General features: G+C 58.2%; 23 protein-coding genes. 19 read left to right on the top strand and 4 right to left on the bottom strand.

Features of this window, described 5'->3' with window-relative positions; genetic code table 11:
* Positions 1–28: 28 nt before the first annotated feature.
* Positions 29–1,174 (bottom strand): MFS transporter, encoded by a 1,146-nt coding sequence (locus tag J2W17_RS23450; RefSeq protein ID WP_307340100.1) that lies wholly within the window; start codon positions 1,172–1,174, stop codon positions 29–31.
* A 34-nt stretch (positions 1,175–1,208) separates the two neighbouring features.
* Entirely contained in the window at positions 1,209–2,300 is a 1,092-nt protein-coding gene (gene aroC / locus J2W17_RS23445) for a chorismate synthase (protein WP_307340097.1), read from the bottom strand.
* A gap of 129 nt (positions 2,301–2,429) precedes the next feature.
* Between aroC and J2W17_RS23440 the strand changes: the two genes are divergently transcribed.
* Complete coding sequence (locus J2W17_RS23440; protein WP_307340094.1) at positions 2,430–3,383, top strand: alpha/beta hydrolase; 954 nt, start codon at positions 2,430–2,432, stop codon at positions 3,381–3,383.
* Between the two features lie 99 nt (positions 3,384–3,482).
* Entirely contained in the window at positions 3,483–4,274 is a 792-nt protein-coding gene (locus tag J2W17_RS23435; RefSeq protein WP_307340091.1) for a hypothetical protein, read from the top strand.
* 205 nt (positions 4,275–4,479) lie between these two features.
* On the opposite strand, the gene prmB is transcribed toward J2W17_RS23435, so the two are convergent.
* Complete coding sequence (gene prmB / locus J2W17_RS23430) at positions 4,480–5,388, bottom strand: 50S ribosomal protein L3 N(5)-glutamine methyltransferase (RefSeq protein ID WP_307340088.1); 909 nt, start codon at positions 5,386–5,388, stop codon at positions 4,480–4,482.
* Between the two features lie 240 nt (positions 5,389–5,628).
* Between prmB and J2W17_RS23425 the strand changes: the two genes are divergently transcribed.
* The 9 genes from J2W17_RS23425 (at position 5,629) to J2W17_RS23385 (ending at position 16,799) form a co-directional block, all read left to right on the top strand.
* Entirely contained in the window at positions 5,629–6,219 is a 591-nt protein-coding gene (locus J2W17_RS23425; protein ID WP_307340085.1) for a cysteine hydrolase family protein, read from the top strand.
* 131 nt (positions 6,220–6,350) lie between these two features.
* Positions 6,351–6,671, top strand: coding sequence for a hypothetical protein (locus J2W17_RS23420; protein ID WP_154852609.1), 321 nt, complete (start codon positions 6,351–6,353; stop codon positions 6,669–6,671).
* Positions 6,672–6,747: 76 nt separating this feature from the next.
* On the top strand, positions 6,748–7,305 hold the full coding sequence (locus J2W17_RS23415) for a Smr/MutS family protein (RefSeq protein WP_307340079.1): 558 nt from the start codon (positions 6,748–6,750) through the stop codon (positions 7,303–7,305).
* 78 nt (positions 7,306–7,383) lie between these two features.
* Positions 7,384–7,929 (top strand): GTP cyclohydrolase I FolE, encoded by a 546-nt coding sequence (gene folE / locus J2W17_RS23410; RefSeq protein ID WP_154978015.1) that lies wholly within the window; start codon positions 7,384–7,386, stop codon positions 7,927–7,929.
* 100 nt (positions 7,930–8,029) lie between these two features.
* Complete coding sequence (locus J2W17_RS23405; RefSeq protein ID WP_307340074.1) at positions 8,030–8,401, top strand: glutathione S-transferase N-terminal domain-containing protein; 372 nt, start codon at positions 8,030–8,032, stop codon at positions 8,399–8,401.
* Between the two features lie 485 nt (positions 8,402–8,886).
* A complete protein-coding gene (locus tag J2W17_RS23400) occupies positions 8,887–10,236 on the top strand; it encodes an NCS2 family permease (RefSeq protein WP_150749124.1) in 1,350 nt (449 codons plus the stop codon).
* Positions 10,237–10,300: 64 nt separating this feature from the next.
* On the top strand, positions 10,301–10,930 hold the full coding sequence (locus J2W17_RS23395; protein ID WP_307340071.1) for a LysE family translocator: 630 nt from the start codon (positions 10,301–10,303) through the stop codon (positions 10,928–10,930).
* Positions 10,931–11,287: 357 nt separating this feature from the next.
* A complete protein-coding gene (locus tag J2W17_RS23390) occupies positions 11,288–14,599 on the top strand; it encodes a hypothetical protein (protein ID WP_307340068.1) in 3,312 nt (1,103 codons plus the stop codon).
* Between the two features lie 295 nt (positions 14,600–14,894).
* Positions 14,895–16,799 carry a hypothetical protein gene (locus J2W17_RS23385; RefSeq protein ID WP_307340065.1) on the top strand — a complete coding sequence of 635 codons (1,905 nt, stop codon included), beginning with the start codon at positions 14,895–14,897 and terminating at the stop codon, positions 16,797–16,799.
* Between the two features lie 199 nt (positions 16,800–16,998).
* Here the strand turns inward: J2W17_RS23385 and uraH are convergent, their stop codons facing one another.
* Entirely contained in the window at positions 16,999–17,352 is a 354-nt protein-coding gene (gene uraH, locus J2W17_RS23380; RefSeq protein WP_008146146.1) for a hydroxyisourate hydrolase, read from the bottom strand.
* A 432-nt stretch (positions 17,353–17,784) separates the two neighbouring features.
* Here uraH and puuE point away from each other — a divergent pair, with 432 nt between their 5' ends.
* From puuE to J2W17_RS23340, 8 genes are all read left to right on the top strand, one after another.
* Positions 17,785–18,711, top strand: coding sequence for an allantoinase PuuE (gene puuE, locus J2W17_RS23375; protein ID WP_307340060.1), 927 nt, complete (start codon positions 17,785–17,787; stop codon positions 18,709–18,711).
* Entirely contained in the window at positions 18,708–19,223 is a 516-nt protein-coding gene (uraD, locus tag J2W17_RS23370; protein WP_307340057.1) for a 2-oxo-4-hydroxy-4-carboxy-5-ureidoimidazoline decarboxylase, read from the top strand. Before puuE ends, uraD begins: the two co-directional genes overlap by 4 nt.
* A gap of 91 nt (positions 19,224–19,314) precedes the next feature.
* On the top strand, positions 19,315–20,310 hold the full coding sequence (gene alc / locus J2W17_RS23365) for an allantoicase (RefSeq protein ID WP_154852592.1): 996 nt from the start codon (positions 19,315–19,317) through the stop codon (positions 20,308–20,310).
* A 132-nt stretch (positions 20,311–20,442) separates the two neighbouring features.
* Positions 20,443–20,946, top strand: a complete 504-nt coding sequence (locus J2W17_RS23360) for an ureidoglycolate lyase (protein WP_008146154.1) — start codon at positions 20,443–20,445, stop codon at positions 20,944–20,946.
* A gap of 50 nt (positions 20,947–20,996) precedes the next feature.
* Positions 20,997–22,301: a urate hydroxylase PuuD gene (locus J2W17_RS23355; protein WP_307340048.1), complete on the top strand. Its 1,305-nt coding sequence runs from the start codon at positions 20,997–20,999 to the stop codon at positions 22,299–22,301.
* 139 nt (positions 22,302–22,440) lie between these two features.
* Complete coding sequence (locus J2W17_RS23350; protein WP_307340045.1) at positions 22,441–23,799, top strand: nucleobase:cation symporter-2 family protein; 1,359 nt, start codon at positions 22,441–22,443, stop codon at positions 23,797–23,799.
* 185 nt (positions 23,800–23,984) lie between these two features.
* A complete protein-coding gene (locus tag J2W17_RS23345; protein ID WP_307340042.1) occupies positions 23,985–24,770 on the top strand; it encodes an outer membrane protein OmpK in 786 nt (261 codons plus the stop codon).
* A gap of 374 nt (positions 24,771–25,144) precedes the next feature.
* Entirely contained in the window at positions 25,145–25,930 is a 786-nt protein-coding gene (locus J2W17_RS23340; RefSeq protein ID WP_307340038.1) for an outer membrane protein OmpK, read from the top strand.
* Positions 25,931–26,087 lie beyond the last annotated feature (157 nt).

The raw sequence follows: 26,087 nt of genomic DNA, 5'->3' as shown, positions 1-26,087 counted from the left end.
TGTTTCCTCGAGTGTTCACAGGACAGGCTCATGGCCTGTCCTCTTGCATGCATGTCGCAATCATAACGGCAGCCGCGAACGCGGCGAGGCTGGCAATACTAAAGGTGAATGAGGCCCCGAGCGCATTCCAGCTATAACCTGCGTACAACGCCCCCAGTGCGCCGCCAGTGCCGGCCAGTGCCGCGTACAACGCCTGCCCCTGCCCTTGCTGGCGTGCACCGAAACTGCGTTGCACGAACTGGATGGCCGCCGCGTGAAAGCTGCCGAAGGTGGCCGCGTGCAGGACCTGGGCGAACAGCAATACCCACAGGTATTCAGCGAACGAACCGAGCAACAACCAACGCAGCGCCGCCAGCAGGAAACTCGCCAGCAGCACCCGCCGCACGGAGAAGCGCGCGAGGATCTTGCTCATCGCCAGGAACATCAGGACTTCGGCGACCACGCCGACTGCCCAGAGCATGCCGATCAAGCCACGGCTGTAACCGAGTCGCTCGAGGTGCAAGGTCAGAAAGGTGTAATACGGACCGTGGCTCAGTTGCATCAGTGCCACGCAAGCGTAAAACGCCAACACCCCAGGGCTGCGCAACTGCTGGAGAAACCCGTCCCCCGCCAGTCGCTCTCCTTGCAGCGGTTGCGCGTTCGGCACCCACAGGCTGCTGACCACGATCCCGGCCATGATCAGCACTAGCGCCACCGGATAGATGTCGAGGCTGAGCCATTCGAACAGGCGGCCCAGCGCGACCACGGTGATAATGAAGCCGATCGAACCCCACAACCGGATCTGGCTGTAGCGGGAGGTCTGTCCATTCAAATGCGCCAGGGTGATGACTTCGAACTGCGGCAGCACCGCGTGCCAGAAGAAGGCGTGCAAGGCCATGACCATCGCCAGCCAGGCGTAGGTCTTGCTGACGAATATCAAGGAAAACGTCAGCAAGGTGCAGACTGCGCCGAAGCGCACGATGGCCAGGCGCTGGCCGGTGTAGTCACCGAGCCAGCCCCAGATGTTCGGTGCCACGCAGCGCATCAGCATCGGGATCGCCACCAGCTCGCCGATGCGTGCGCTGGAAAAACCCAGGTGATCGAAGTACAGCGCCAGGAACGGCGCCGTCGAACCGAGCAAGGCGAAATAAAACAGATAGAAACTGGAGAGCCGCCAGTACGGGAGCGCCGCCACCGCAGTCAGACTGCAGCGGCTTTGATATTAGCCATTAAAGCTGACCCAGCACCGGCGTGCTCACCCGCACACTGGCGTTCTGCCCGCGGTGACGCAGCAGGTGATCCATCAGCACGATGGCCATCATCGCTTCGGCAATCGGCGTGGCGCGGATGCCGACGCAGGGGTCGTGACGGCCCTTGGTGATGACATCCACCGGGTTGCCGTGGATGTCGATGGAACGGCCCGGCGTGGTGATGCTCGAGGTCGGCTTCAGTGCCAGGTGCGCGACGATCGGCTGACCGGACGAAATGCCGCCCAGAATGCCGCCGGCATTGTTGCTGAGGAAACCTTCCGGGGTCATTTCATCGCGGTGTTCGGTGCCGCGCTGGGCAATGCTGGCGAAACCGGCGCCGATCTCCACGCCCTTGACCGCGTTGATGCTCATCAGCGCATGGGCCAGTTCGGCGTCGAGACGGTCGAAGATCGGCTCGCCCAGCCCTGGCATCACGCCCTCGGCGACGATGGTGATCTTCGCGCCAACCGAATCCTGGTCGCGGCGCAGCTGGTCCATATAGGCTTCCAGCTCCGGCACTTTGTCCGGGTCGGGGCTGAAGAAGGCGTTCTCTTCCACCGAATCCCAGGTCTTGAACGGGATCTCGATCGGGCCCAGCTGACTCATGTAGCCGCGAATGACGATGCCCTGGGTGGCCAGGTATTTCTTGGCGATAGCGCCGGCCGCCACGCGCATCGCGGTTTCCCGTGCCGAGCTGCGGCCGCCGCCGCGGTAATCGCGCTCGCCGTATTTGTGGTGATAGGTGTAGTCGGCATGGGCCGGGCGGAAGAGGTCCTTGATCGCCGAGTAGTCCTTGGACTTCTGGTCGGTATTGCGGATCAACAGGCCAATGGCGCAACCGGTGGTGCGACCTTCGAACACGCCGGACAGGATCTCGACTTCGTCGGCTTCCTGGCGCTGGGTGGTGTGGCGGCTGGTGCCGGGTTTGCGGCGATCGAGGTCGCGCTGCAAATCGTCGAGGGAGATCTCCAGCCCCGGCGGGCAGCCGTCGACAATGGCGACCAACGCCGGACCATGGCTTTCGCCAGCGGTGGTGACAGTGAACAGCTTGCCGTAGGTATTGCCGGACATGCGGGACGCTCCGTGAAATCGAACCTGAATACGTAATGCGCGCCAGTATACGCAGGCTACCCAAGTAGTTCATCCTCGAACCTTACGGGTGCCCGCGAGTCCAACCGGCACCTTGTTCATGATGGCGTGATGATGCTGCGAGTTCTAGCCTTGACCCTTACCTTGTTTACCGGCTTTGTACAGGCCACCGTCCTGCAACGGCCGATCACGCTGGATACCGGTAACGGCGAGCTTTTCGGCTCGCTGCTGCTGCCAAAATCCGAACAACCGGTGCCGGTCGTGCTGATCATTTCCGGTTCCGGTCCGACGGATCGCGACGGCAACAACCCCGACGGCGGACGCAATGACAGCCTCAAGCGCCTGGCCTGGGTCCTGGCCAAACACAACATCGCCAGTGTGCGTTATGACAAACGCGGCGTGGCGGCGAGCCTCGCGGCGACCCCGGACGAACGCAACCTGTCGGTGGAAGCCTATGTGGCCGACGCCCAGGCCTGGGGCCGGAAGCTGAAAGCCGACCCGCGCTTTGGCTCGCTGATCCTGCTGGGCCATAGCGAGGGGGCCTTGATCGCCAGCCTCGCGGCACCGAGTCTCGACGCCGCCGCGGTGATTTCCCTGTCCGGCAGCGCGCGACCGGTCGACCAGGTGTTGCGCCAACAGCTGGGCAACCGCTTGCCGCCCCCCCTGATGCTGCGCAGCAATGAGCTGCTCGACAGCCTCAAGGCCGGCCGCACCGACGACAACGTGCCGCCGCGGCTGCAGGTGATTTTCCGTCCGAGCGTGCAGCCGTACCTGATTTCGCTGTTCCGCCAGGATCCGGCGGCGACCTTCGGCCAATTGAAGATGCCGGCGCTGATCATCCAGGGCAGCAACGATATCCAGGTCGGCGTCAATGACGCGAGGCTGCTCAAGGACGCCAAGCCGGATGCCGAGCTGGCCCTGATCGAGGGCATGAACCATGTGCTGCGCATCGTGCCCAACGACGTGAAACGGCAGTTGGCATCCTATAAGGATCCGCAATTGCCGTTGGCGGCCGAGCTGGGCACGCGAATCCTCGGATTTATTGACGGGCTTCGCACCCGCTGAGCAATGTTTGCCCTCCAGTCCTGACCGAAACGGCCGATAAACCCTTGGCACCAGCGCTATCGCTGGCGTCAAGCAGGGCCTGGACAGGATCTCGCCGTCATGACTGATACCCCGACTTCACCCGACATCACCGCTGAAACAGAGACTGCGCCAATGGTCGAGCTGCCGTGGGCAGACGTGCAGGTCGAGCATCGCCGGTTGCTGCGCCTGACGCCGCTGCAAACCGACCGCACGACCGGTGCCCGCCCGCTGCGTTTTGTCGAATTCGGTTATGCGCATCGCCTTGGCAAGGAACACAGCCTGATGCGCATGAACATCACCCTGCCCGGCCAGCGCGTGCGCAAGGAACAGAATCATCTGGACGTATGGGTCGACCACAGCACCCAACGCGTGCATTTCAGCCCGGACAGCGGGTTACAGATCGAGCCGATGAACCGCGGGCTCGGCCGTTTCGTGGCGGCTCAAGGCATCGATTGGGCGAAGCAGCGCTGGCCCGGCTACACCGTCGACGGCACCGACCTGAACAACAAAGATGCATTGAATGAAGACACTCGTCTGCGCCGCGATCATTTTCTGCGGATGCAGGGTTTCGATGTGGTCTACGCCGATGCCCAGCGTTTGAAGGGTCGCGTCAAAGAGGTACGGGTCGGCGACCTGCTGGGGGACTGGAACGTCGAGAAAGTGCAACGGGTGGACATTATCGAAGCGGCGCAGATGCTGCAGCAAGCCGAACAGAATCTGGCGGAGCAGGAAGTGAAGCTCAAGCAACAGGAGGAACAGGTCAGCCAGTACAGGCGCGAAGACGCCGGGTTACGGTTTACCATTACCTGCCTGGTGGCGTTTGCAGTGTTTCAGGCGGGGTTGTTGATCTGGATTGCTACGCATCGGTGATGGCTTGAGACCGCGCTGCGGCCTTTGCGGCAAGCCCGCTCCCACAGGTATTGTGTGTGCCGCATCACTTAGGCACGGCACAGAACCTGTGGGAGCGGGCTTGCTCGCGATGGACGTCAACGATAACGCGTGTTTACTGATTAAACGCGGCGCTTTTGAATCCATCGTCGGAACGCCGCCCGGAGCAAGCTCGCTCCCACAAGGGTTAGACGCGGGACGCGAACAGTGCCTGATGATCCCGGCACTGCTGCGCCGTCAACATGAACACCCCATGCCCGCCACGCTCGAAATCCAGCCAGGCGAAGTCGACTTCCGGGTACAGCGCCTCGACGTGAACCTGGCTATTGCCCACCTCGATTATCAGCAACCCCTTCTCGGTCAGGTGATCCGCCGCTTCGGCGAGCATGCGCCGTACCAGGTTCAAGCCATCCTCGCCACAGGCCAGGCCCAGCTCCGGCTCGTGCTGGTATTCGTCCGGCATGTCGGCAAAGTCTTCTGCATCGACATAAGGCGGATTCGAGACGATCAGGTCGAAACGCTGACCCGGCAATCCATCGAAACCATCGCCCTGCACCGTGTACACCCGTTCGTCGACACCGTGGCGCTCGATGTTCCGGTTGGCCACCTCCAGCGCTTCGAACGACAGATCGGCCAACACTACTTCGGCGTTGCGGAACTCATACGCGCAGGCAATGCCGATGCAGCCGGACCCGGTGCACAGGTCGAGGATCCGCGCAGGCTCGCTGCCCAGCCAGGGTTCGAAACGTTTTTCGATCAGCTCGCCAATTGGCGAGCGCGGGATCAGCACGCGCTCGTCGACGATGAAGGACATGCCGCAGAACCAGGCTTCACCCAGCAGGTACGCGGTCGGGATGCGCTCTTCGATGCGGCGCTTGAGCAAGCGCTGCAGCTTGACCAGTTCATCGTCTTCCAGGCTGCAGTCAAGGTAGCTGTCGGCCATTTCCCATGGCAGGTGCAAGGCACCCAGCACCAATTGCCGGGCTTCGTCCCAGGCGTTGTCGGTCCCATGGCCGAAAAACAGATCCTCCCCATGGAAGCGACTGACGGCCCAACGAATATGGTCGCGCAGGGTACGAAGGCGGGAAGTGATCACGGCGGCAGACTCCAGAAAAAACGACTGGGGATTCTAACAGCCAAACAGTGCCACGACGACGCAGGAAAAAGCACCTGACCAGCTGTAGGACTATTCTCTTTTTTAGCTCAGCTATTGAACAAATCAGACATCTTGACAACCCTGCGAGCCAGCAACGACGGCGCCTACGATAGTAGCGATTCACAGAAGCGCTCAGCCAGAGGACAATGTCGCAAAAGCCCCACCCGAAGGAGCCCCAGAATGTCCGTTCCAAAAACGATGTTTCAACTCAGCGGCCGCGGTTACGCTGCAGCCAATCTGAGCAATGCGACCCTCGTCATCATCGATGCCCAGAAAGAATACCTGAGTGGTCCGCTGGCCCTGATTGGCATGAATGCTGCGGTCGCGAACATCAAGCAACTGGTCGCCGCTGCCCGCGCAGCCGGCCGACCGATCGTGCATGTGCATCACCTTGGCACCGTCGGCGGGCTGTTCGACCCACAAGGCGAGCGCGGTGAATTCATTCCGGGGCTCGAACCGCAACGTGACGAAACCGTCATAGGCAAATTGCTGCCAAGTGCTTTTCACGGTACCAAACTGCTGGAACACCTGCAGAACCTCGGCTCCCTGGATTTGATCGTCTGCGGTTTCATGAGCCATTCCAGCGTCAGCACCACCGTGCGCGCCGCCAAGAACCTGGGCTTTCGCTGTACCCTGGTTGAAGACGCCTGCGCCACTCGCGACCTGCCGTACAAAGGCGGCGTCCTGAGTGCCGAGCATGTGCAGCAGACCGAAATGGCGATCATGGCGGACAACTTCGCCACCCTCGCCATGACCCGCGAGCTGATTTGATCGACGCTCGGTGAGCGGTGCAGGACGCCGCTCATCCGCAAATGCCTCTGGTGTGCTGTAATTGTCTTAGCCTCAGGAACATCCCGGTCAACTCCCGGTCGAAGGGCCGATACCCATTGAGGAAGGTCGGAATGAAGTTATCCGATGGTTTTGACGCTCGCCGCTTGCGGCCCAAAGGCCGGAGCAACTGGCGTTTTCGCTTCGGCGCAGCCTTTGCCGCCTTGCTGGCGACCTGTGGCGTGCTGTTGGCGATGGCCGGTGCGGCCAGCCTGCTGGGCCGCCCACCGGCCCTCGGCGAGTTGAATGCCAGCCCGCTGGGCTCGGCCATCATGCTGGCGGTCGGCCTGTTCGTGCTGTACCTCGGCGTGTGGCTGTGGCGCCGCTGCCGTCGCCGTGCGCGTCAGTCGCGAGAGCTGAACATTGCTCCGCACCTGATGAAAAAACACGACTGAGTCGACCCCGCAGGCGTTTTGTCGCGCCCCATTCGTCTCGAGTTGGGTAAACTGGCCGCCCTTCGCGGAGGCTGACATGCAAGACGACGATTTTTCCCTGTTCAAAAGCGCGATCCAAGGCGTCAAGCCGATCAAGCACGATCGCGCCGAAACCGGCAAACCCAAAGCTGACCGCGCGCAGATTGCCAAGCTGCGCCAGGCCGCGACCGTGCGCACCGATGCCACTACCGTCGACGGGCTGTCCGATCAGTTCGTGATCGACGTCGGCCCGGAAGACGAGCTGATGTGGGCGCGCGACGGGGTGCAGGAAAGCCAGATGCGCAAGCTCAAGGTCGGCCAGATTCCATTCGAAGGCAGCCTCGACCTGCACGGCATGAATGTCGAAAAGGCCCGGGAAACCCTCTGGGCCTTCCTCGCCGAAGCGACGAAGTTCGAAATCCGTTGCGTGCGCGTCACCCACGGCAAGGCTGTGCGCCTGGACGGCAAGCGCCCGATGATCAAAAGCCACGTCAACACCTGGCTGCGCCAACATTCCCAGGTACTCGGTTTCACCTCCTGCCAGCCCAGACACGGCGGTGCCGGAGCGGTTTATGTGATGCTCAAACGAACCATGCTGGAAGGTCGCGACGAGTGAGGCTGTCGCTTCGTGCTTGCAGCGCCGTGTCCGCCACCGTACCCTTGGCCTTTGCGTAAAAATCCCACAGGTAGTTTCATGTCCCTGGAACAGAATTACACCGCGATTCTCGGCCAATTGGGCGAGGACGTATCCCGCGAGGGCCTGCTCGACACGCCAAAGCGTGCCGCCAAAGCCATGCAGTACCTCTGCCGCGGTTATGAACAGACACTGGAAGAGGTCACCAACGGTGCCTTGTTCAGCTCCGACAACAGCGAGATGGTGCTGGTCAAGGACATCGAGCTCTACTCGTTGTGCGAACACCACCTGCTGCCGTTTATCGGCAAGGCCCACGTCGCCTACATTCCGAGCGGCAAGGTGCTGGGGCTGTCCAAAGTCGCGCGGATCGTCGATATGTACGCCCGCCGCCTGCAGATCCAGGAAAACCTCAGTCGCCAGATCGCCGATGCGGTCCAGGAGGTCACCGGCGCCATCGGCGTTGCCGTGGTGATCGAGGCCAAGCACATGTGCATGATGATGCGCGGTGTGGAGAAGCAGAACTCGACGATGATCACCTCGGTGATGCTCGGTGAGTTCCGCGAAAACGCGGCGACACGCAGCGAGTTTCTCAGCCTGATCAAGTAATCTGCAGCACGAAGAAAACCGGCGTTCATCGCCGGTTTTTTTTCGCCTGGGAAAATCAGGTAAGCTGCGCGCCTTCCATTCGCCCTGTGAGGCTTATCCCGTGTTCGTTAAAGCGCTTCGTGTCGGCCTTGGCCAACTGATCATCTTCATCGACTTCATCACCCGTCCCGGCAAGAAGCAACGCCCGGCCGAGGTTCAGGCTCAGGTCAACTCGGCCGCCAAGGGCCTGACCCTGTATCAGTTCCATGCGTGCCCGTTCTGCGTGAAAACCCGCCGCACCCTGCGCCGCCTGAATGTGCCGGTGGCGTTGCGCGACGCGAAGAACGACGAACAGGATCGCCGCACGCTGCTGGAGCAAGGCGGCAAGATCAAGGTGCCGTGCCTGCGCATTGAGGAGAATGGGCAGACCACCTGGATGTATGAGTCCAAGGTGATTATTGATTATCTGGATAAGCGGTTTGCGGCGGCCTGATGGTTTTGCGGTGTCCTTGAGGACGCCTTCGCCGGCAAGCCGGCTCCTACACTGAACGGTGGCGCTCACCCAATCCTGTAGGAGCTGGCTTGCCAGCGAAGAGGCCGGCACAAACACCGCAATCTTCAGACAAAAATAAACCGGCTCATGCGCCGGTTTATTCGCTTCTGCCCCCCTCAGGCCGCGCTCGCCGCCTGAAACCTGCGCCCTCGCCGCCCAAAATCTACTTCCTCCACCAATCTCCTGTGGGAGCGAACCGGCTAGCCGGCGAACCCCGCCAGGCGCGCATATATCCCAATCACCAAACTTTTCGTCTAAACAAAATCAAAAACATTATTTGCATTATTTGTATACAAAAGCATAATCCACTTCGTGCGAGTTCTTGACCAGGCGGTCAACATATTTGCAAGCACCTCAAAGGGCCGCTGCCACCCTCATGGGTCCTGCCCTGGAAATAAAAATAAAACTCTTGAGGAGTACTCGCTGTGGAAAGCCGCAAATCCGAAGCCTCGACCCTGGAACTCTCGCCGCCGATACGCAACGGCTGGCTGGAGCGCATCTTCAAACTCAGCTTGCATGGCACCACGGTGAAGACCGAGCTGATCGCCGGTCTGACGACCTTCATTACCATGGCCTACATAATTTTCGTCAACCCCAACATCATGGCCGACGCCGGGATCGATCACGGGGCGGCGTTCGTCGCCACCTGTATCGCCGCCGCGCTGGGCTGCCTGTTGATGGGCCTGTACGCCAACTGGCCGGTCGGCCTGGCGCCGGGCATGGGCTTGAACGCCTTCTTCACCTACACCGTGGTTGGCACCATGGGCTACAACTGGGAAACCGCCCTTGGCGCGGTATTCGTTTCCGGCGTGCTGTTCATGTTCCTGACTTTCTCCCGGATTCGCGAATGGCTGCTCAACAGCATCCCGGTGAGCTTGCGCTATGCCATGGGTGCCGGTGTGGGCCTGTTTCTGGGGCTGATCGGGTTGAAAACCGCAGGCATCGTCGTCGATAGCCCGGCCACGCTGATCAAGCTCGGCTCCCTGCGCGAACCGGGTCCGTTGCTGGCTGCCATCTGCTTCCTGATGATTGCCGTACTCAGCTACCACAAGGTGTTCGGCGCGATCCTCATCAGCATCATCACCGTGACCCTGGCCGGTTGGGGCCTGGGGCTGGTGCACTACGAGGGCATCATGTCGGCCCCGCCGAGCCTGGCACCGACCTGGATGGCCATGGACGTCGCCGGCGTGTTCAACATCAGCATGATCAGTGTGGTGCTGGCGTTCCTGTTCGTGCACATGTTCGATACCGCCGGCACCTTGATGGGCGTGGCCCAGCGCGCCGGCCTGGTGAACGCTGATGGCAAGATCGAAAACCTCTCCCGCGCCCTCAAAGCCGACAGTGCTTCCAGCGTATTCGGTGCCGTGGTCGGTGTTCCACCTGTCACCAGCTACGTGGAAAGTGCCGCCGGCGTCGCCGCGGGTGGTCGGACGGGCCTTACCGCAGTGACCGTCGGTGTGCTATTTATTGCGGCAATGTTTTTTGCCCCGTTGGCCGGCATGATCCCCGCGTATGCCACCGCCGGTGCACTGATCTATGTGGCCATGCTGATGATGGGCGGTATGGCGCACATCGAATGGGACGAGGCGACCGACAGCATTCCGGCGATCGTTACCGCGATCATGATGCCCCTGACCTTTTCGGTCGCCGACGGCATCGCGCTGGGCTTTATCACGTATGTGGTGCTGAAAGCCTGCACCGGTAAGCACAAGGAAATTTCCATCAGTCTGTGGGTGCTCTGCGCGATCTTCATCGCCAAGTTCGTTTTCTTGTAAGCGTACACGCATCAATCCAGCCTCACCCCGTCGGGTGGGGCTTTCGTGCAAATGGAGGAAAGTGATGAGTCTGGAAACCTGGCTGCTGTTCAGCGGCGCTGCGCTGGTGGTGATCCTGATCCCGGGGCCCCTGTCTCTGTTGATGATCAGCAACAGTCTGAATTACGGTTTGTGCCGTTCGTACCCGGCGTTCCTGGGGGGCGTGTTTGCTTCTATCTGCTTGCTCAGTGCCTCGGCGCTGGGGCTGGGCGCGTTGCTGCTGGCGTCGGAACAGTTGTTCAGCGCCCTGAAGATCGTTGGCGCGCTGTACCTGTTCTACCTCGCCTGGCAGAGCTGGCAGCAGTCGCGTCAACCCTCGGTGGGCGCTGAAGTCCCCCTGGCTGCGCCGGTGCCGCGTTTCCGTGCCCTGTTCGGGCGCGCCTTTGTGTTGGGTGCCAGCAACCCGAAAGACATCCTGTTCTTCGCCGCGTTCCTGCCGCAGTTCTTGAGCGCCGAACAACCGTTCCTGCCGCAGTTGCTGGTGATGATCGCGACCTGGACGGTGTTGGATCTGCTGTGCAAGCTGGCTTATGGTCTGGGGGCGCATGGCGCGGCACGGTACCTGCGCAGTGGCAAGGGGCAAAGCTGGTTCAACCGGATCAGTGCCGGGTTGTTCGGCGGTGCGGGGGCCGCTTCCTTGTTGAGTAGCCACTGACGCCTTCGAGTTGTATCCGTCACTTCTGCTTTCCCTCCTCTGCTGCCCTCCTGACACTCGAAATCATTCAGGAGGGCAGAGTCACGCCCCTCCCCCAGTTCACCGACCGTAGATTTCCAAGTCCATGCGTCTGTTCGCGTGCCCCCGCGCCCCGCAACACATGGCAATAACAGCATATATATGTATGTCTTAATCTTTTTATTCTTTGCCATGCTGCCAAAACCCGAGTGACCTCTTGTTAGTCACGAAATCCGAACATTCTGGATTTAACAATTCAACATGATTTTCGGTGCGGGGCCTTACGACAATCATGATCTTCAATATTTCAATACTTTCTTTTATTCGAGAACAATACACATGGCTAAACCACCGAAAAAAACTCCTTCTTCCGATCCGTCTGACGGTACATCGACACCACCAAGATCCAACCCGGATAACACTTTTCTTCCCGGCTCCCGAGTCGCTATCGACCACCCGGATTTTTATTTTCCAAGAACAGATACAACACCCGGGATGCACTCTTCCAACGTCTCGCCAGGCAGCAATTCAGGTCACGAACCCCCGATCATTATCACGGACCTGCCGACTGCTGAACGCTCTTCGCCTGAGTTCCCTGACGATATGAAAATATACCGGCAGCACCCCGACAACAGACTGATGCCTCTTGGAGACTCCGGGCTTTCACGCAGTAGCGAAGGAGCACTGTATGCTCGAATTGAACATGTCGGTGATGTCGTCGTACAGTTGAATGCCAAGGGGCAATACGTGATTGCGACAGCTTCGCCCTATTCCGTGTCGTTGTCGAAAACCGAAGGGAAACCGCTGTGGCAGAAAAAAAATCACAGTCCACACTCGAATGAAATAGCCGGCAACGAGCCTGTTGCGGCTCTCAGACCAATAATAAGCCTCGACGAGCTCATTATCCCGAATAAATACGCCAGGACCCTGGAAGCTCCTGATAAGGATGGGATTCGGGCACACTCTTCCGGGAGGCTATATGTCGATCTGTTTAACAACACCACCGTCATGGTGGTGCGGATAGAGGAAGGGAAATACCAGGCGAGGGACAGCAAAGATGTGGACGGGTATGGACCGGTGCTTGAACGCATCGAAGGAACGTCGCAGTGGCAGCCAGAAGATTCCGAGCCGGGACCGAGCAAGCGCCCACGCCTTGAGCAGCCCGCCGGTACCGCACCCGCCACTTCACGCCCCGTATCTGTGGCCAGGGCGTGGGAGCCAAATCCCCATCTATGGCTGACGTGGGGAACTCCGGCAGCCGATAGCACTGGATCGATCAAGATCAACGAGCTTCATTATGAGGTTTATGAATTCAACAATGATGTCGAAAACCTCGCGGTCATCAAGCCCCCTGAGATGGGTGATACCTTTAACGACTTCGAACGCGTATTGACTGAGACACCATGGCTTCAACCCGTGGTTGCCTTTCGTAATGATAATAGCCAATGGACAGTGTCCAGCACGCCGATGTTTGAAAGGTCAGTCATCCAGTCAGTTTCAAACGCCTTCCAGGATTTTAGTGACATCACGTCAGCAGTCGTTGCCCACCGCCTGTTTACGCACAGCAGTGAAGGCACCGGATCAAGGCTATCCAGCCAATCAGTGTTAGAACTGTCAACCACGCTTCGATATTGGGAAAACCGAAGCGCTGAATGGCATTCTGGACCTACCGACCCCCTTCAACTCCTGGCGGTAACCCGAACCGAGAGTGTGTCAGGCAATGGATTATTATTCCGGTCCCCTACTGATGTCGAAAAGGTGCCTCGTCTGGACTTCAACAGCGAGCACTTCGTACAGCAATGGAATCAATTTAAAACAAGCCCGGACGTCCCGGGGCTGAGTCGGTTGTTCCAGACCTTGCTGGTTCGTAACGGGTATGAGGTCTTCCCCCCGCCCCCCGATCACCCGGTTGATGTGTTGATATTCCGACGCTCACACCAGATATACTTCATCAAACTTGATCTTTCGAGTCAATCCGCAACGTACGACTTTCCCGCAGACCTCAATAACCCACAGTTACTCGCGAGTATTGGCGACGATGGGCACAAGGCATTGATTGCCGCACATCGCCAAAACGAGGTCATATGGCTCAAGGGCGAAGTCGATTTGCCTGAAACAGGCAAAGAAGCGATATCCGTCATTAGAAGCTCCAGGACGCAATCCGATTCAGACACCGTGTGGAACGGGCGCTGGCAACCGGCAGAAGGAGGCACGATTCAGCCTTTCGCGTTAATTCATTCCAGACATGCAACGAAGTTCAGGGCTAAAAAAAGCACGTGGATCAAAAAAAACCCTCATTACCCATTCATTATAGAGGGAGACTTGCTGCCCCACCACCAAACTACTCTTGATCAGTCTGTACTACCGAAAACTGCCACCAACGCTGGAAATATCAGTCAAAAAATAGCAATGTACACCCAGATGGCAATGAAAATCGACATCCATGCCCTACCTTTTTTTAAAGTACCAGGTAACGTGACTGGGGAAGTACATAACCTCAACGGTGGACTGATCGCAGACCTTGTCAATCAAAAGTCAAATGGCGAACCGGTCATTCAACGAATAATAGAACCCATGGCAGGATCAGGCTTTTATTCAAACTTCGCCAGAGCCGTCGGATTCGACGGAGCCATAATACTGAATGATATAAACCCGTTGATTTCATGGACTCAAAAGGAAATGATCAATCAGCCAGATCGGGTAAAATATTACATTGACTTCATCAAAAATGATCTGATCGAATTGGGCAAGCAGTACAACTTTAATTTTGACAGCGACTTACTCATACGATTCAATAACAAACAAGACGCCAAGAAGTTTATTGGGATCGAGGTAGCCACCCGAGGTAAAAACAAAGCAAATGATTTATCCACGGAGGCGCAGAGAGCTTACGCTAACGCGATAGAAATGCGCAACACGGTGAGGAATTATTTTAATGAGATCTTGGAAGTTGTTACCGAAATAAAAGATGGCGAAATAATTATCAGTGCTCCACCCACCAAAGCTCATATTCTCGCTACAACACAGGGAAGTGATCTTGTTTTGAGCGCCCCACCCCGTGCAGCTGATGAACGAGCGCTGCTCGCGGCTGCATTTTATATCGCTCAAAATAGCAACCAACTTACCAACAACACCATCGCGATAAACAAGTTACAAAATGGCACCTACACGCTTCACTTCCCCTCCAACATGCTGATAGTAGAGGGATCCGCAGTAAAGCTATTTAGCCACGGACTGGCAAACACGAATAAAATTAATTACATCAGCCACCTTCATCAAAACGCAACACAGCCAACTCATTTCTCACATGAAAACGGCTGGCACTTGATGGACAATCTACGCAACCCCAAAGGTAACGAGCACGACCTTATTCTGCTAAGTGGACATTTCAGCAACGTGTATTTAAAGGAGAGCGATTTCATGATGAATATTAAAGAACATGTCGTTCCACTGAGTAACAAGGGCGCTAAAATAATCATCACAAATTCTTATTCAGAATATAAAGAAACGGCTTTCAATAACCTCGGATTTTACACTTTTAAACAATCAAGGCACGTTGAAGATGAAAGCGTACCCAAGGCCAAAGGCGATTATTTGTTAGCCATCAATAGACCCGCCATGCAAGCCGTTCAACGTCCGCAGGGCAGGTGATCATTACACCAGAGAGTCGGGGCGAGCGTACCGCGAATGAAGGCCGTTGCCTGGGATCAACTGCCGCGGTACGTGGGAGCCGATTCCTACCGGGAGGCCTTTACCCCGCCAGTAACGCTATATCGTTTTTTCCTGGTAGACATATATACCGCACGCACCTGAACTTACTTCATCAACATTCACTTCGAAGCAAGCATCGTGCAATCGCACGACTGGCAATGCTGTTCACGTCGCTCTTTGGCCTGGCTGTCAAGGTCAAAGCGTTCAATCAGTATTTTTTCAGAGTGAAATCAAAATGGCCAAGCCACCCAAGAAAGTTCCTGGTTCCGGTTCAACCGATCTGCCTTCTTCCACAAGATCGCCCCATACGGATAACTTGACCCCAGGAGAGCTTTTCAATACCGGCATTCCTGACTCACACGTGCAGGGCACGGATACAACCACGAGCACGCACTTATCGGATGTCTCGCCGGACACCAGCACCCATCAGCCATCCGTCATGGTGATCGATTTACCTGCCACAGGTTCCAGCACGGTCGCAACCGACCTCAGGTCGCTTACCTGGCCCGCAGATCAGACTCATCTGTTACGTCCAATCGGAACTGATACCGGGCTTTTCGAGAGTCCGGACGGCAATACCTACGCTTACCTTGGCGAGAATGGCCATGTCCGGGTCGAGCGTCGATACCAAGTGCCCTTGCGCGATACAACAGGCATGCCAGGCCCGCTTCTGATATCAGTCGACGGTCAACTGCGTTGGCGTGTCGAACCCGCTGACCGGCAATCGGCAGGATCCGGTACACAAGCTCAGGCTGTTCCATCACCGCTCAGGTACGTTCCAGCGCATCTTGCCGCCGTGCTGTCAAAAGCGGAGAACTCCATAGACGGGATCCGTTACGACAAGTACAAAAGGTCGTATGTCGATATGCAAAATGGCACCGTCCTGGTCCGCAAGAACAAGGACGGCCACTACCAGGCGAGCTCCGCCAGCGAGTTGATCCCGTCCGGTGCACTGCTCGAACAAATTCCCGGAACCAGACTTTGGCGACAAAAAGCACAGACCGTCACGGACCCACAACGAGATTCACCGCCAACTACCCGTCAACCGTCTGCCGAAACGGATGAACCTACTCCCGGCCCGAGCAAACGTCGGCGCCTGGATGAAGAAAGCAGCGACTCCCCCGACACAGACATCATTGCCGACACGCTTCTTTCAAATGAATCGATTGCACTGGATCTGTCCTTCGCTCAGTGGCGAAACTGGGGGAAAAACACTCAGCCTCAATCAGGTCAATCCATAGAAATAGACGGGCTTCACTATTCGATTGTGCCGCAAGACATGAAGCCGGGCACGCGTCTGGTCTATTTGGAACACCCAGGATTTTCACCCGGGCGATATGACGCCTTCGAACAGATGCTGTTGGACAATCCATCGCTGCAACCAAAGTGGGCCGTTAAAAAGGATGGCCGATGGAACACTGTGGAGAGACGCTTTCCGTTTGAAATGTCGCTGTCTCAATACGTCGCCAGTTCCTTCAAGTATTTGTCGAATCATTCAGCAAATGCAATTGCAAGAGCAGTGTTCAATCACGCCAGTCATTTCGCACCGATCAACGCGCATGGGCTCGCGCTGATGAGTCGGACATTTCACCACTGGGCAGATAGAAACACTGTCAATGCGCCCCGTCGGGAGTTGGCCGACCCGTTGTTGATGCTTCCTGTGCTGCCCACGACCCTGAGCGGCAGCGACACCATCATTTCATTGCCCACACCGTCGACCGAGGCATTGCTGCGACTCGACTTCGATCCAAAACAAATCCCTCAAGCATGGACGGAATATGTCACGAACGCTCCAGGCGCCAGTCTTCGAAGCCTGTTCAGCACTGTTCTGGAACATAACGGCTATACCGTGAATCGTACCACCCGTCTGCTCAGCGAAGACGCGTTGATGTTTCACCGGGAAGGACTTGATGCCGTATTCGTGTTGAGATTCCCCGTCACTACTTTACTGGGCAACATGAAACGCCACCGTGCGCCGGGCTCCGAACTGAACGATCCGGCGTACCGGGCCAGAATTGGCGAAACGCAATGGCAGGAACTGAGTAATCATCTGGACCTGACCAAGGTCATCTATTTGCTGGGCAATACCCAACCCATCAGCGCAGATCAGACCACCCTCGTTATCGTTAGAGAAGGTTGATGCCTCTCCCCTTCGCAACCGGGCCTTTTTGTTACCGGAGGAGACAGGGAAGGCCGCTGGACGTTCTCGCGAGATCCGTGCGGGAACGTCGCCAAAGGCGCCATGCCTGACGAAAAAAAAAGCCCGCAGTGTGAGCGGGCGAAAGACCAAAGAAGCTATATGCGCAGTCGCTTCCAGGTTGAGGCAGCTGCTTGGGGGATCAGCTGCCGCGGTACGTGGAGTAGCTGTACGGCGAAATCAGCAACGGCACGTGGTAGTGATCCTGCTCGGCAGAAATGCCAAACCGCAGCACCACCACATCCAGAAACGCCGGCTCCGGAAGCTGCACGCCCCGGGCGCGGTAGTAATCACCTGCATGAAACTGAACCTGATAGACCCCGGAGCGGTAGTCATCGCCTTGCAGCAGCGGTGCATCGACACGCCCATCGCTGTTGGTGATCGCCGTGGCGACCAGTTCCAGCTGCGAACCTTCGACGCGGTACAGCTCGACCTTGATCGAGCTGCCCGGGCAACCGTGTGCAGCGTCTAAAACGTGTGTAGTCAAACGTCCCATTGATTCTGCGCGCCTGGCTGCTTTGGCAGTCAGGCCTCGCGCCTCCCGAAGTCAGTTGAAAAGGAGACCGCACCGGTTCGGAGCACCAAACGCTGCGGCGAGGCATCGATTAAGACACTTTTCAAAAAAATTGTACACAATAAAAACGACATTTTTCCCCCTACCCCCGGCATTCGGAGATTCTCGGCGCATTTGTCTGCGCACCATGAAACCAACGGACCTTATATTCAATAGCTGACCGATCAGGCAGGTTTCTTGCTAGTTTCTTTATGGAGCAGGCCAAGATGACCGTTAGCGAAAAATGCGAAAAAACAGGCTTACAATGTGGATATAAAGTTGTATACAATCAGTCCATCGCTGTGACACCAGCCTGTCGCTCCAACCTCAGGGCCGTCACACAACCTGTCAACACGAACAAGAAGGAAGACTGCAGTGAGCGCTGACTATCCACGCGACCTGATCGGTTACGGCAGTAACCCTCCTCACCCACACTGGCCGGGCAACGCCCGTATCGCCCTGTCCTTCGTACTCAATTATGAGGAAGGTGGCGAGCGCAATATCCTGCATGGCGACAAGGAATCCGAAGCCTTCCTTTCGGAAATGGTCTCGGCGCAGCCGCTGCAGGGCGAGCGCAACATGAGCATGGAATCGCTCTACGAGTATGGCAGCCGTGCCGGCGTGTGGCGGATCCTGAAACTGTTCAAGGCATTCGACATTCCGCTGACCATTTTTGCCGTGGCCATGGCCGCCCAGCGCCACCCCGACGTGATCCGCGCGATGGTCGAGGCCGGCCACGAGATCTGCAGCCACGGTTATCGCTGGATCGACTACCAGTACATGGACGAAGCGCAGGAACGCGAGCACATGCTCGAAGCCATCCGCGTGCTCACCGAAATCACTGGCGAGCGGCCACTGGGCTGGTACACCGGCCGCACCGGGCCGAACACCCGTCGGCTGGTGATGGAAGAAGGCGGTTTCCTCTACGACTGCGACACCTACGACGACGACCTGCCCTACTGGGAGCCCAACAACCCGACCGGCAAGCCGCACCTGGTGATCCCGTACACCCTGGACACCAACGACATGCGCTTCACCCAGGTCCAGGGTTTCAACAAGGGCGACGATTTTTTCGAATACCTCAAAGACGCGTTCGATGTGCTGTACGCCGAAGGCGCTGAAGCTCCGAAAATGCTCTCGATCGGCCTGCACTGCCGCCTGATCGGCCGTCCGGCGCGCCTGGCTTCGCTCAAGCGCTTTATCGAATACGCTAAAAGTCATGAACAGGTGTGGTTCAGCCGTCGCGTCGACATCGCTCGTCACTGGCACGAAACCCACCCGTATCAAGGGGCCGCGAAATGAGCCAGTTCCAAACCCTGAAGCCCTCGACCCTGAGCCGCGATGAGTTTGTCGACGCCTTCGCCGACATCTACGAACATTCGCCATGGGTGGCCGAGAAAGCCTTCGACCTGGGCCAGGACGCTTCGATCGACGAGATCGAAACCCTGCACCAGCGCATGAGCGACATCCTGTTGAGCGCCGATCACGCCAGTCAGCTAGCACTGATCAACGCTCACCCGGACCTGGCAGGCAAAGCCGCCGTCCAGGGCCAGCTGACCGAAGCCAGCACCAATGAACAGGCTGGCGCCGGTATTCACCAATGCACGGCCGAAGAGTTCCAGCGCTTCACCGAGCTGAACGACGCCTACAAAGCCAAGTTCAGGTTTCCCTTCATCATGGCGGTAAAAGGCAGCAACCGGCATCAGATCCTCGCGGCGTTCGAAACGCGCATTCACAACCCGCAAGACACCGAGTTCAAATGCGCGCTGGCGGAGATCAACAAGATCGCGTTGTTCCGATTACTGACCCTATAGCAAGCCTGGCCCGAGTGAGTTCATGAACGCCGAACATCACCCGGGGCCTCGCAAGCATCCCAAGCCAACTTATAAAAGGCAGACTAGAAGAATGAAAGCTTACGCCGTACCTTTCGAGAAGTTCGTCAACCTGGCCGACGCCCGCCTGGGCACCAAGATCGTGTCGGTCACCGATGACTGGTTCGCAGACGCCAACCGTCTGTTCCAGCCGACCCCGGCCGTGTGGAAGGAGGGCGTGTTCGATGACAACGGCAAGTGGATGGACGGCTGGGAGTCGCGCCGCAAGCGCTTCGAAGGCTACGACAGCGCGGTGATCCGCCTGGGCGTCCCGGGTTCGATCAAGGGCGTGGACATCGACACTTCATTCTTCACCGGCAACTTCCCGCCGTCTGCGTCGCTGGAAGCCTGCTTCCTCGCTTCGGGCGAGCCGGACGACAACACCCAGTGGACTGAAGTACTGTCAGCCGTCGAACTGCAAGGCAACAGCCACCACTACCACGAAATCAGCAACGACCAGGCCTTCAGCCATCTGCGTTTCAACATCTACCCGGATGGCGGCGTGGCCCGTCTGCGCGTGTACGGCATTCCGTTCCGCGACTGGTCCGCTGTCGGCGACAACGAACAGGTCGACCTGGCTGCAGCGCTGAACGGTGGCCGTGCGCTGGCCTGCTCCGACGAACACTTCGGCCGCATGAGCAACATCCTCAACCCGGGCCGTGGCATCAACATGGGCGATGGCTGGGAAACCGCACGTCGCCGTACACCGGGCAATGACTGGGTGATCGTCGCCCTGGGTCATGCCGGCGAGATCGAGAAAGTCATCGTCGACACCCTGCACTTCAAGGGCAACTACCCGGACACCTGCTCGATCCAGGGCGCGTTCGTCAAGGGCGGCACCGACAGCCAGATCGAAACCCAATCGCTGTTCTGGCGCGAACTGCTGCCGGCGCAGAAACTGGAAATGCACGCCGAACACACCTTCGCCGAGCAGATCAAGGCGCTGGGGCCGATCACCCACATCCGCCTGAACGTGTTCCCGGATGGTGGTGTGAGCCGCCTGCGGGTACTGGGCAAGGTCGCGAAGTAATGCTGAGCCTGTAGGAGCCGGCTTGCCGGCGAAGGCGTCTGTACAGGCGGTGCAAGGCTTAAGGCCGCCTTCGCTGGCAAGCCAGCTCCTACAAAAGCAGCACCCCACACATTTGAGATTAAGAAGACCAGCATGCGCACACTGACGATTGAACCGCTGACCAAAGAAGCCTTCGCCCCTTTCGGTGACGTGATCGAAACCGACGGCAGCGATCACTTCATGATCAACAACGGTTCGACCATGCGCTTCCACAAACTGGCCACGGTAGAAACCGCCAAGCCAGAGGACAACGCGATCATCAGCATCTTCCGCGCCGACGCGCAGGACATGCCGCTGACCGTCAGCATGCTGGAGCGTCACCCGCTGGGCAGCCAGGCTTTCATTCCGCTGCTCGGCAACCCTTTTCTGATCGTGGTCGCGCCACTTGGCGATGAACCTGTATCGGGCTTGGTCCGCGCCTTCGTCACCAACGGCAGGCAGGGCATTAATTACCATCGCGGCGTTTGGCACCATCCGGTGCTGACGATCGAAAAGCGGGATGACTTCCTGGTGGTTGATCGCAGTGGCACAGGCAATAACTGCGATGAGCATTTTTTCAAAGAGGATGAGCGTTTGATCCTTGCCCCCCACCAATAAGAGAAGGTCTGATCACTCGACAACAGAGTGACAGGCGAGAGGTAAAGACTGTGGAAGCACATCTGTTGGAATGGCTGAACCTGAGCGTGCGCTGGGTTCACATGATTACTGGCGTGGCCTGGATCGGTGCGTCGTTCTATTTCGTCTGGCTGGAGAACAACCTCAATCGGGTCAACCCGAAAAGCGGCCTGGCCGGCGATTTGTGGGCGATCCACGGTGGCGGTATCTACCACCTGGAAAAATACAAACTGGCCCCACCGACCATGCCGGACAACTTGCACTGGTTCAAATGGGAAGCCTACTTCACCTGGCTGTCGGGGATCGCGCTGCTGTGCGTGGTGTTCTACTCCAACCCGACGCTGTACCTGCTCGCTCCGGGCAGCACCCTGAGCGGTCCTGAAGGCGTGGCCATCGGTCTTGGCTCGTTGTTCATCGGCTGGTTCATCTACTCCTTCCTCTGCGATTCGGCCCTGGGCAAGCGCCCCGCCCTGCTCGGCTTCATCCTGTTCGTGCTGATCATTGGCGCCGCCTACGGTTTCAGCAAAGTGTTCAGCGGTCGTGGTGCGTACCTGCACGTCGGCGCGATCATCGGCACCATCATGGTCGGCAACGTGTTCCGCATCATCATGCCGGCGCAACGTGCACTGGTGGCCGCGATCGCCGAGAACCGCACGCCTGATCCGGCGCTGCCGGCCAAAGGCCTGCTGCGTTCGCGTCACAACAACTACTTCACCTTGCCGGTGCTGTTCATCATGATCAGCAACCACTTCCCGAGCACCTATGGCAGCCAGTACAACTGGCTGATCCTGGCCGGGATCGCGGTGCTGGCGGTGTTGGTGCGTCACTACTTCAACACCCGTCACGACAGCCACAAATATGCCTGGACCCTGCCGGTGGCGGCGGTGGGCATGATTTGCCTGGCCTATGTGTCCGGGCCAAAACCGATGTCCAGCGCGCCTGAAGTGGCCAACGCTCCGGCGAAGATCGAATACCAGCCGCTGCCGGAAACAGCAGTGGGCGGTGGTTTGAAACCGGCCGAGGCAAAACCCGCAGAAGCGCCTGCCGCCGCACCGGCGCAAGCGTCCAACGCAGGTCCTGGTTTTGACAAGGTGCACAACGTGATCCAGGAACGCTGCACGGTCTGCCACTCGGCCAAACCGACCAGCCCGCTGTTCAGCGCGGCACCAGCGGGCGTGATGTTCGATACCCCCGAGCAGATCCGCCAGAACGCCGCACGGATCCAGGCGCAAGCCGTCACCAGCCAGATCATGCCGCTGGGCAACATCACCCAGATGACCCAGCAGGAACGTGACCTGATCGGTGCGTGGATTGTGCAGGGAGCTCCGACCAACTGATCGTTGAAAAGCATCGCCAGCAAGCCGGCTCCTACAGGGTTTCGCATGACCTGTAGGAGCTGGCTTGCCAGCGAATGGCCGCGCCGCGGTCAACCCCGATGCACAAAATCACAAGAATAAAAAAGATCCGAGGTGTTGCATGTCCGAGCTATCCGAAGCGCGCATCCCCGACGCACCCGCCATTCAGCGTTTGCCCCTCTTGCAACTGATCCTGGTCGGCCTGCAACACGTCCTGCTGATGTACGGCGGAGCCATCGCCGTGCCGCTGATCATCGGACAAGCCGCTGGCCTGAGCCGTGAAGAAATCGCCTTCCTGATCAACGCCGACCTGCTGGTGGCCGGTATCGCCACCATCGTCCAATCGCTGGGCATCGGCCCCATGGGCATCCGCATGCCGGTGATGATGGGCGCCAGTTTCGCGGCTGTCGGCAGCATGGTGGCCATGGCCGGCATGCCGGGCATCGGTATGCAGGGGATTTTCGGCGCGACCATCGCCGCCGGTTTCTTTGGCATGCTCATCGCACCGTTCATGTCCAAAGTCGTACGCTTCTTCCCGCCGCTGGTCACCGGCACGGTCATCACCTCGATCGGTTTGTCGCTGTTTCCCGTGGCGGTGAACTGGGCCGGTGGCGGTGCTGGCGCCGCACAATTCGGCTCGCCGATCTACCTGGCCATCGCCGCCCTGGTACTGGCCACCATCCTGCTGGTGCATCGCTTCATGCGCGGTTTCTGGGTCAACATTTCCGTGCTGATCGGCATGTGCCTGGGCTACGTGATCTGCGGCTTGATCGGCATGGTCGACCTCAGCGGCATGGCACAGGCGCCGTGGCTGCAAATCGTCACGCCCTTGCATTTCGGCATGCCGAAGTTTGAGCTCGCGCCCATTCTTTCGATGTGCCTGGTGGTGGTGATCATCTTCGTCGAGTCCACCGGGATGTTCCTCGCGCTGGGCAAGATCACCGGCCAGGAAGTCTGCCCGCGGATGCTGCGTCGTGGCTTGCTCTGCGATGCCGGCGCCTCGTTCTTCGCCGGGTTCTTCAACACCTTCACCCACTCCTCGTTCGCCCAGAACATCGGCCTGGTGCAAATGACCGGCGTGCGCTGCCGCTCGGTGACGATCGTTGCCGGCGTTTTGCTGGTGGTGCTGAGCCTGCTGCCGAAAGCGGCCTTCCTGGTGGCGTCGATTCCCCCGGCGGTATTGGGTGGTGCGGCCATCGCGATGTTCGGCATGGTGGCCGCCACCGGGATCAAGATTCTTCAGGAAGCGGACATCGGTGACCGTCGCAACCAATTGCTGGTGGCCGTCAGCATCGGCATGGGGTTGATCCCGGTAGTGCGCCCGGAGTTCTTCGCGCACCTGCCGTTGTGGATGAGCCCGATTACCCACAGCGGCATCGCCATGGCGACCTTGAGTGCCCTGGCGCTGAACCTGTTGTTCAACATCCTCGGCGGCGCCGAACGCGCGGCAATAAACGACTGCCACGCGCACCCGCACTGATCCACTGACGCCGCCCCCCCGAAACCCGGTAATGGCACAAACCCTGTAGGAGCCGGCTTGCCGGCGAAGGCGGTGTGTCAGACGACATTGATGGTGGATCTTCTGGCCTCTTCGCTGGCAAGCCAGCTCCTACAGAGGTCAGTGGCTGCCTGTGCCTCAAAAATAAAAACAAGAGGGAGCAACAGATGATTCGGACACAGACAAACATGTTGTTGGGCGCTGGCCTGTTGGCCGCCAGTCAGGCCATGGCCGGCGATTTACTTCTGTGGCAAACCAACAGCCTGAGCTACCTGTATGGCAAGGACTTCGCCGTCAATCCGTCGATTCAGCAAACGGTGACGTTCGAGCATGCCGATCGCTGGAAGTACGGCGACAATTTCCTGTTCGTCGACAGCACGTACTACAACGGCGAGAAGGATCGAAACAAAGGCGTGCACGCCTATTACGGCGAGTTCAGTCCGCGCCTCTCATTAGGCAAAATCCTTGACCGCCGCTTCGAGTTCGGCCCGATCAAGGACGTGTTGCTGGCCATGACCTACGAGAATGGCGAAGACGACACCGAGGCCTATCTGATCGGCCCCGGTTTCGACCTCGCGGTACCGGGCTTCAACTTTTTCACCTTGAACTTCTACTATCGCCAGACCGAAGGCTCGCGTCCCGGCGACGATGTCTGGCAGATCACGCCGGCCTGGTCCTTCACCCTGCCATTGGGCAATTCGAGCCTGTTGATCGATGGCTACATGGACTGGGTCGTGGATAACGACAAGAACTCGCATGGCAGCTATCACGCCAACCTGCACTTGAACCCGCAGATCAAATATGACTTGGGGAAGGCTTTGGGCTGGCGGGAGAAACAGGTGTATGTCGGCGTCGAATACAGCTACTGGAAAGACAAATACGGCATCGAAAACAACGGCAACCTCGACACTAATGAGAACACCACCAGCCTGCTGGTGAAGGTGCACTTTTAAGATGACCCGCCACCGCGCCCAGAATATGTCATCGGTGCGCTGTTGCAGGACACTTGAGACCTGGCCAAGGAGTCAGTATTCTCCGCCGCCGCCCGAATCCGCTTTAAAAAAAAGCCCGGATTTAATTCCTGACCAGAAAGCCAACTTATCCCGGCTCTGGACGGTTCCAAGGCAATCCACCCCCCCTCTCAATCGACTGCTCTTGAGCAGCCGAGCGGGAGTTTTTGTGTTTTCGAAAGCCTGGGCGCAGCGCTTGCCAACAGCACTGAAGCCGACCGATTGGATGATTTTTTACAGTTCAAGAAAAAGGCGCCAGACCAGAGCGCCGACCTTAGAAAAATAACGTGGAACACCTACTTTTTGGGAGCAACCGAATGAAACGTACGTGCACTAGCCTGATGCTCGCGGGATCCTTGCTGGCCGGTGGCCAGGCCATGGCCGCCGACTTGCTGCAATGGCAGAACAACAGCCTGACCTACCTGTATGGCAAGGACTTCCAGGTCAACCCGCGCATCCAGCAGACCGTCACCTTCGAACATGCCGACGCCTGGACCTATGGGGATAACTTTTTCTTCGTCGACAAGATCTTCTACAACGGCGAAAAAGACTTCAACGCCGGCCCGAACACTTATTACGGTGAGTTCAGCCCGCGTGTTTCCCTGGGCAAGGTGCTCGACCAGAAGATTGAATTCGGCCCGATAAAAGATGTGTTGCTGGCCATGACCTATGAGTTCGGTGAAGGCGATACCGAGTCCTACCTGATCGGCCCTGGTTTCGACCTGGCGATCCCGGGCTTCGACTACTTCCAGCTGAACTTCTATCAGCGTCATACCGAAGGCAGCCGTGCCGGTGATAACGTCTGGCAAATCACACCGGCCTGGTCCTACACCATTCCGGTCGGCGATTCGAACATCCTGATCGATGGTTTCATGGACTGGGTAGTGGACAACGACTCGAATTCCAAAGGCGACTACCACGCCAACCTGCACTTCAACCCGCAGGTTAAATATGACTTGGGTAAAGCGCTGAATTTCGGTGAGAAGCAGTTGTATGTGGGGGTCGAGTATGACTATTGGTCGGACAAGTACGGGATCAAGGACAGTCAGGTGTTCAAGACTGATCAGAGCACGACGAGCTTTTTGGTGAAGCTCCACTTCTGATCCGGCGGCGTCTATGAGGACGCCTTCGCGAGCAAGCCCTAATGTTAGACAGTTAAGCGAAATCCCTGTGGGAGCGAGCCTGCTCGCGAAAGCGGTGTGTCAGGCGACATCAATATTGACTGGGCCGCCGCCTTCGCGAGCAGGCTCGCTCCCACAG

This window comes from Pseudomonas lini (assembly GCF_030812475.1).
Classification (GTDB): domain Bacteria; phylum Pseudomonadota; class Gammaproteobacteria; order Pseudomonadales; family Pseudomonadaceae; genus Aquipseudomonas; species Aquipseudomonas lini_A.
The sequence above is the reverse complement of the archived record's forward strand: the minus strand, read 5'-3'. Positions and strand labels throughout refer to the sequence as shown.

Bases quoted from the DNA above. Each gene is read 5' to 3' on its own strand.
- J2W17_RS23425 (WP_307340085.1), top strand. From the start codon at position 5,629: ATGTCCGTTCCAAAAACGATGTTTCAACTCAGCGGCCGCGGTTACGCT.
- J2W17_RS23420 (WP_154852609.1), top strand. From the start codon at position 6,351: ATGAAGTTATCCGATGGTTTTGACGCTCGCCGCTTGCGGCCCAAAGGC.
- J2W17_RS23350 (WP_307340045.1), top strand. From the start codon at position 22,441: ATGTCCGAGCTATCCGAAGCGCGCATCCCCGACGCACCCGCCATTCAG.
- alc (WP_154852592.1), top strand. From the start codon at position 19,315: ATGAAAGCTTACGCCGTACCTTTCGAGAAGTTCGTCAACCTGGCCGAC.
- uraD (WP_307340057.1), top strand. From the start codon at position 18,708: ATGAGCCAGTTCCAAACCCTGAAGCCCTCGACCCTGAGCCGCGATGAG.
- uraH (WP_008146146.1), bottom strand. From the start codon at position 17,352: ATGGGACGTTTGACTACACACGTTTTAGACGCTGCACACGGTTGCCCG.
- aroC (WP_307340097.1), bottom strand. From the start codon at position 2,300: ATGTCCGGCAATACCTACGGCAAGCTGTTCACTGTCACCACCGCTGGC.
- J2W17_RS23415 (WP_307340079.1), top strand. From the start codon at position 6,748: ATGCAAGACGACGATTTTTCCCTGTTCAAAAGCGCGATCCAAGGCGTC.
- J2W17_RS23390 (WP_307340068.1), top strand. From the start codon at position 11,288: ATGGCTAAACCACCGAAAAAAACTCCTTCTTCCGATCCGTCTGACGGT.
- J2W17_RS23340 (WP_307340038.1), top strand. From the start codon at position 25,145: ATGAAACGTACGTGCACTAGCCTGATGCTCGCGGGATCCTTGCTGGCC.
- J2W17_RS23345 (WP_307340042.1), top strand. From the start codon at position 23,985: ATGATTCGGACACAGACAAACATGTTGTTGGGCGCTGGCCTGTTGGCC.
- J2W17_RS23385 (WP_307340065.1), top strand. From the start codon at position 14,895: ATGGCCAAGCCACCCAAGAAAGTTCCTGGTTCCGGTTCAACCGATCTG.
- folE (WP_154978015.1), top strand. From the start codon at position 7,384: ATGTCCCTGGAACAGAATTACACCGCGATTCTCGGCCAATTGGGCGAG.
- J2W17_RS23440 (WP_307340094.1), top strand. From the start codon at position 2,430: ATGATGCTGCGAGTTCTAGCCTTGACCCTTACCTTGTTTACCGGCTTT.
- J2W17_RS23360 (WP_008146154.1), top strand. From the start codon at position 20,443: ATGCGCACACTGACGATTGAACCGCTGACCAAAGAAGCCTTCGCCCCT.
- J2W17_RS23395 (WP_307340071.1), top strand. From the start codon at position 10,301: ATGAGTCTGGAAACCTGGCTGCTGTTCAGCGGCGCTGCGCTGGTGGTG.
- J2W17_RS23435 (WP_307340091.1), top strand. From the start codon at position 3,483: ATGACTGATACCCCGACTTCACCCGACATCACCGCTGAAACAGAGACT.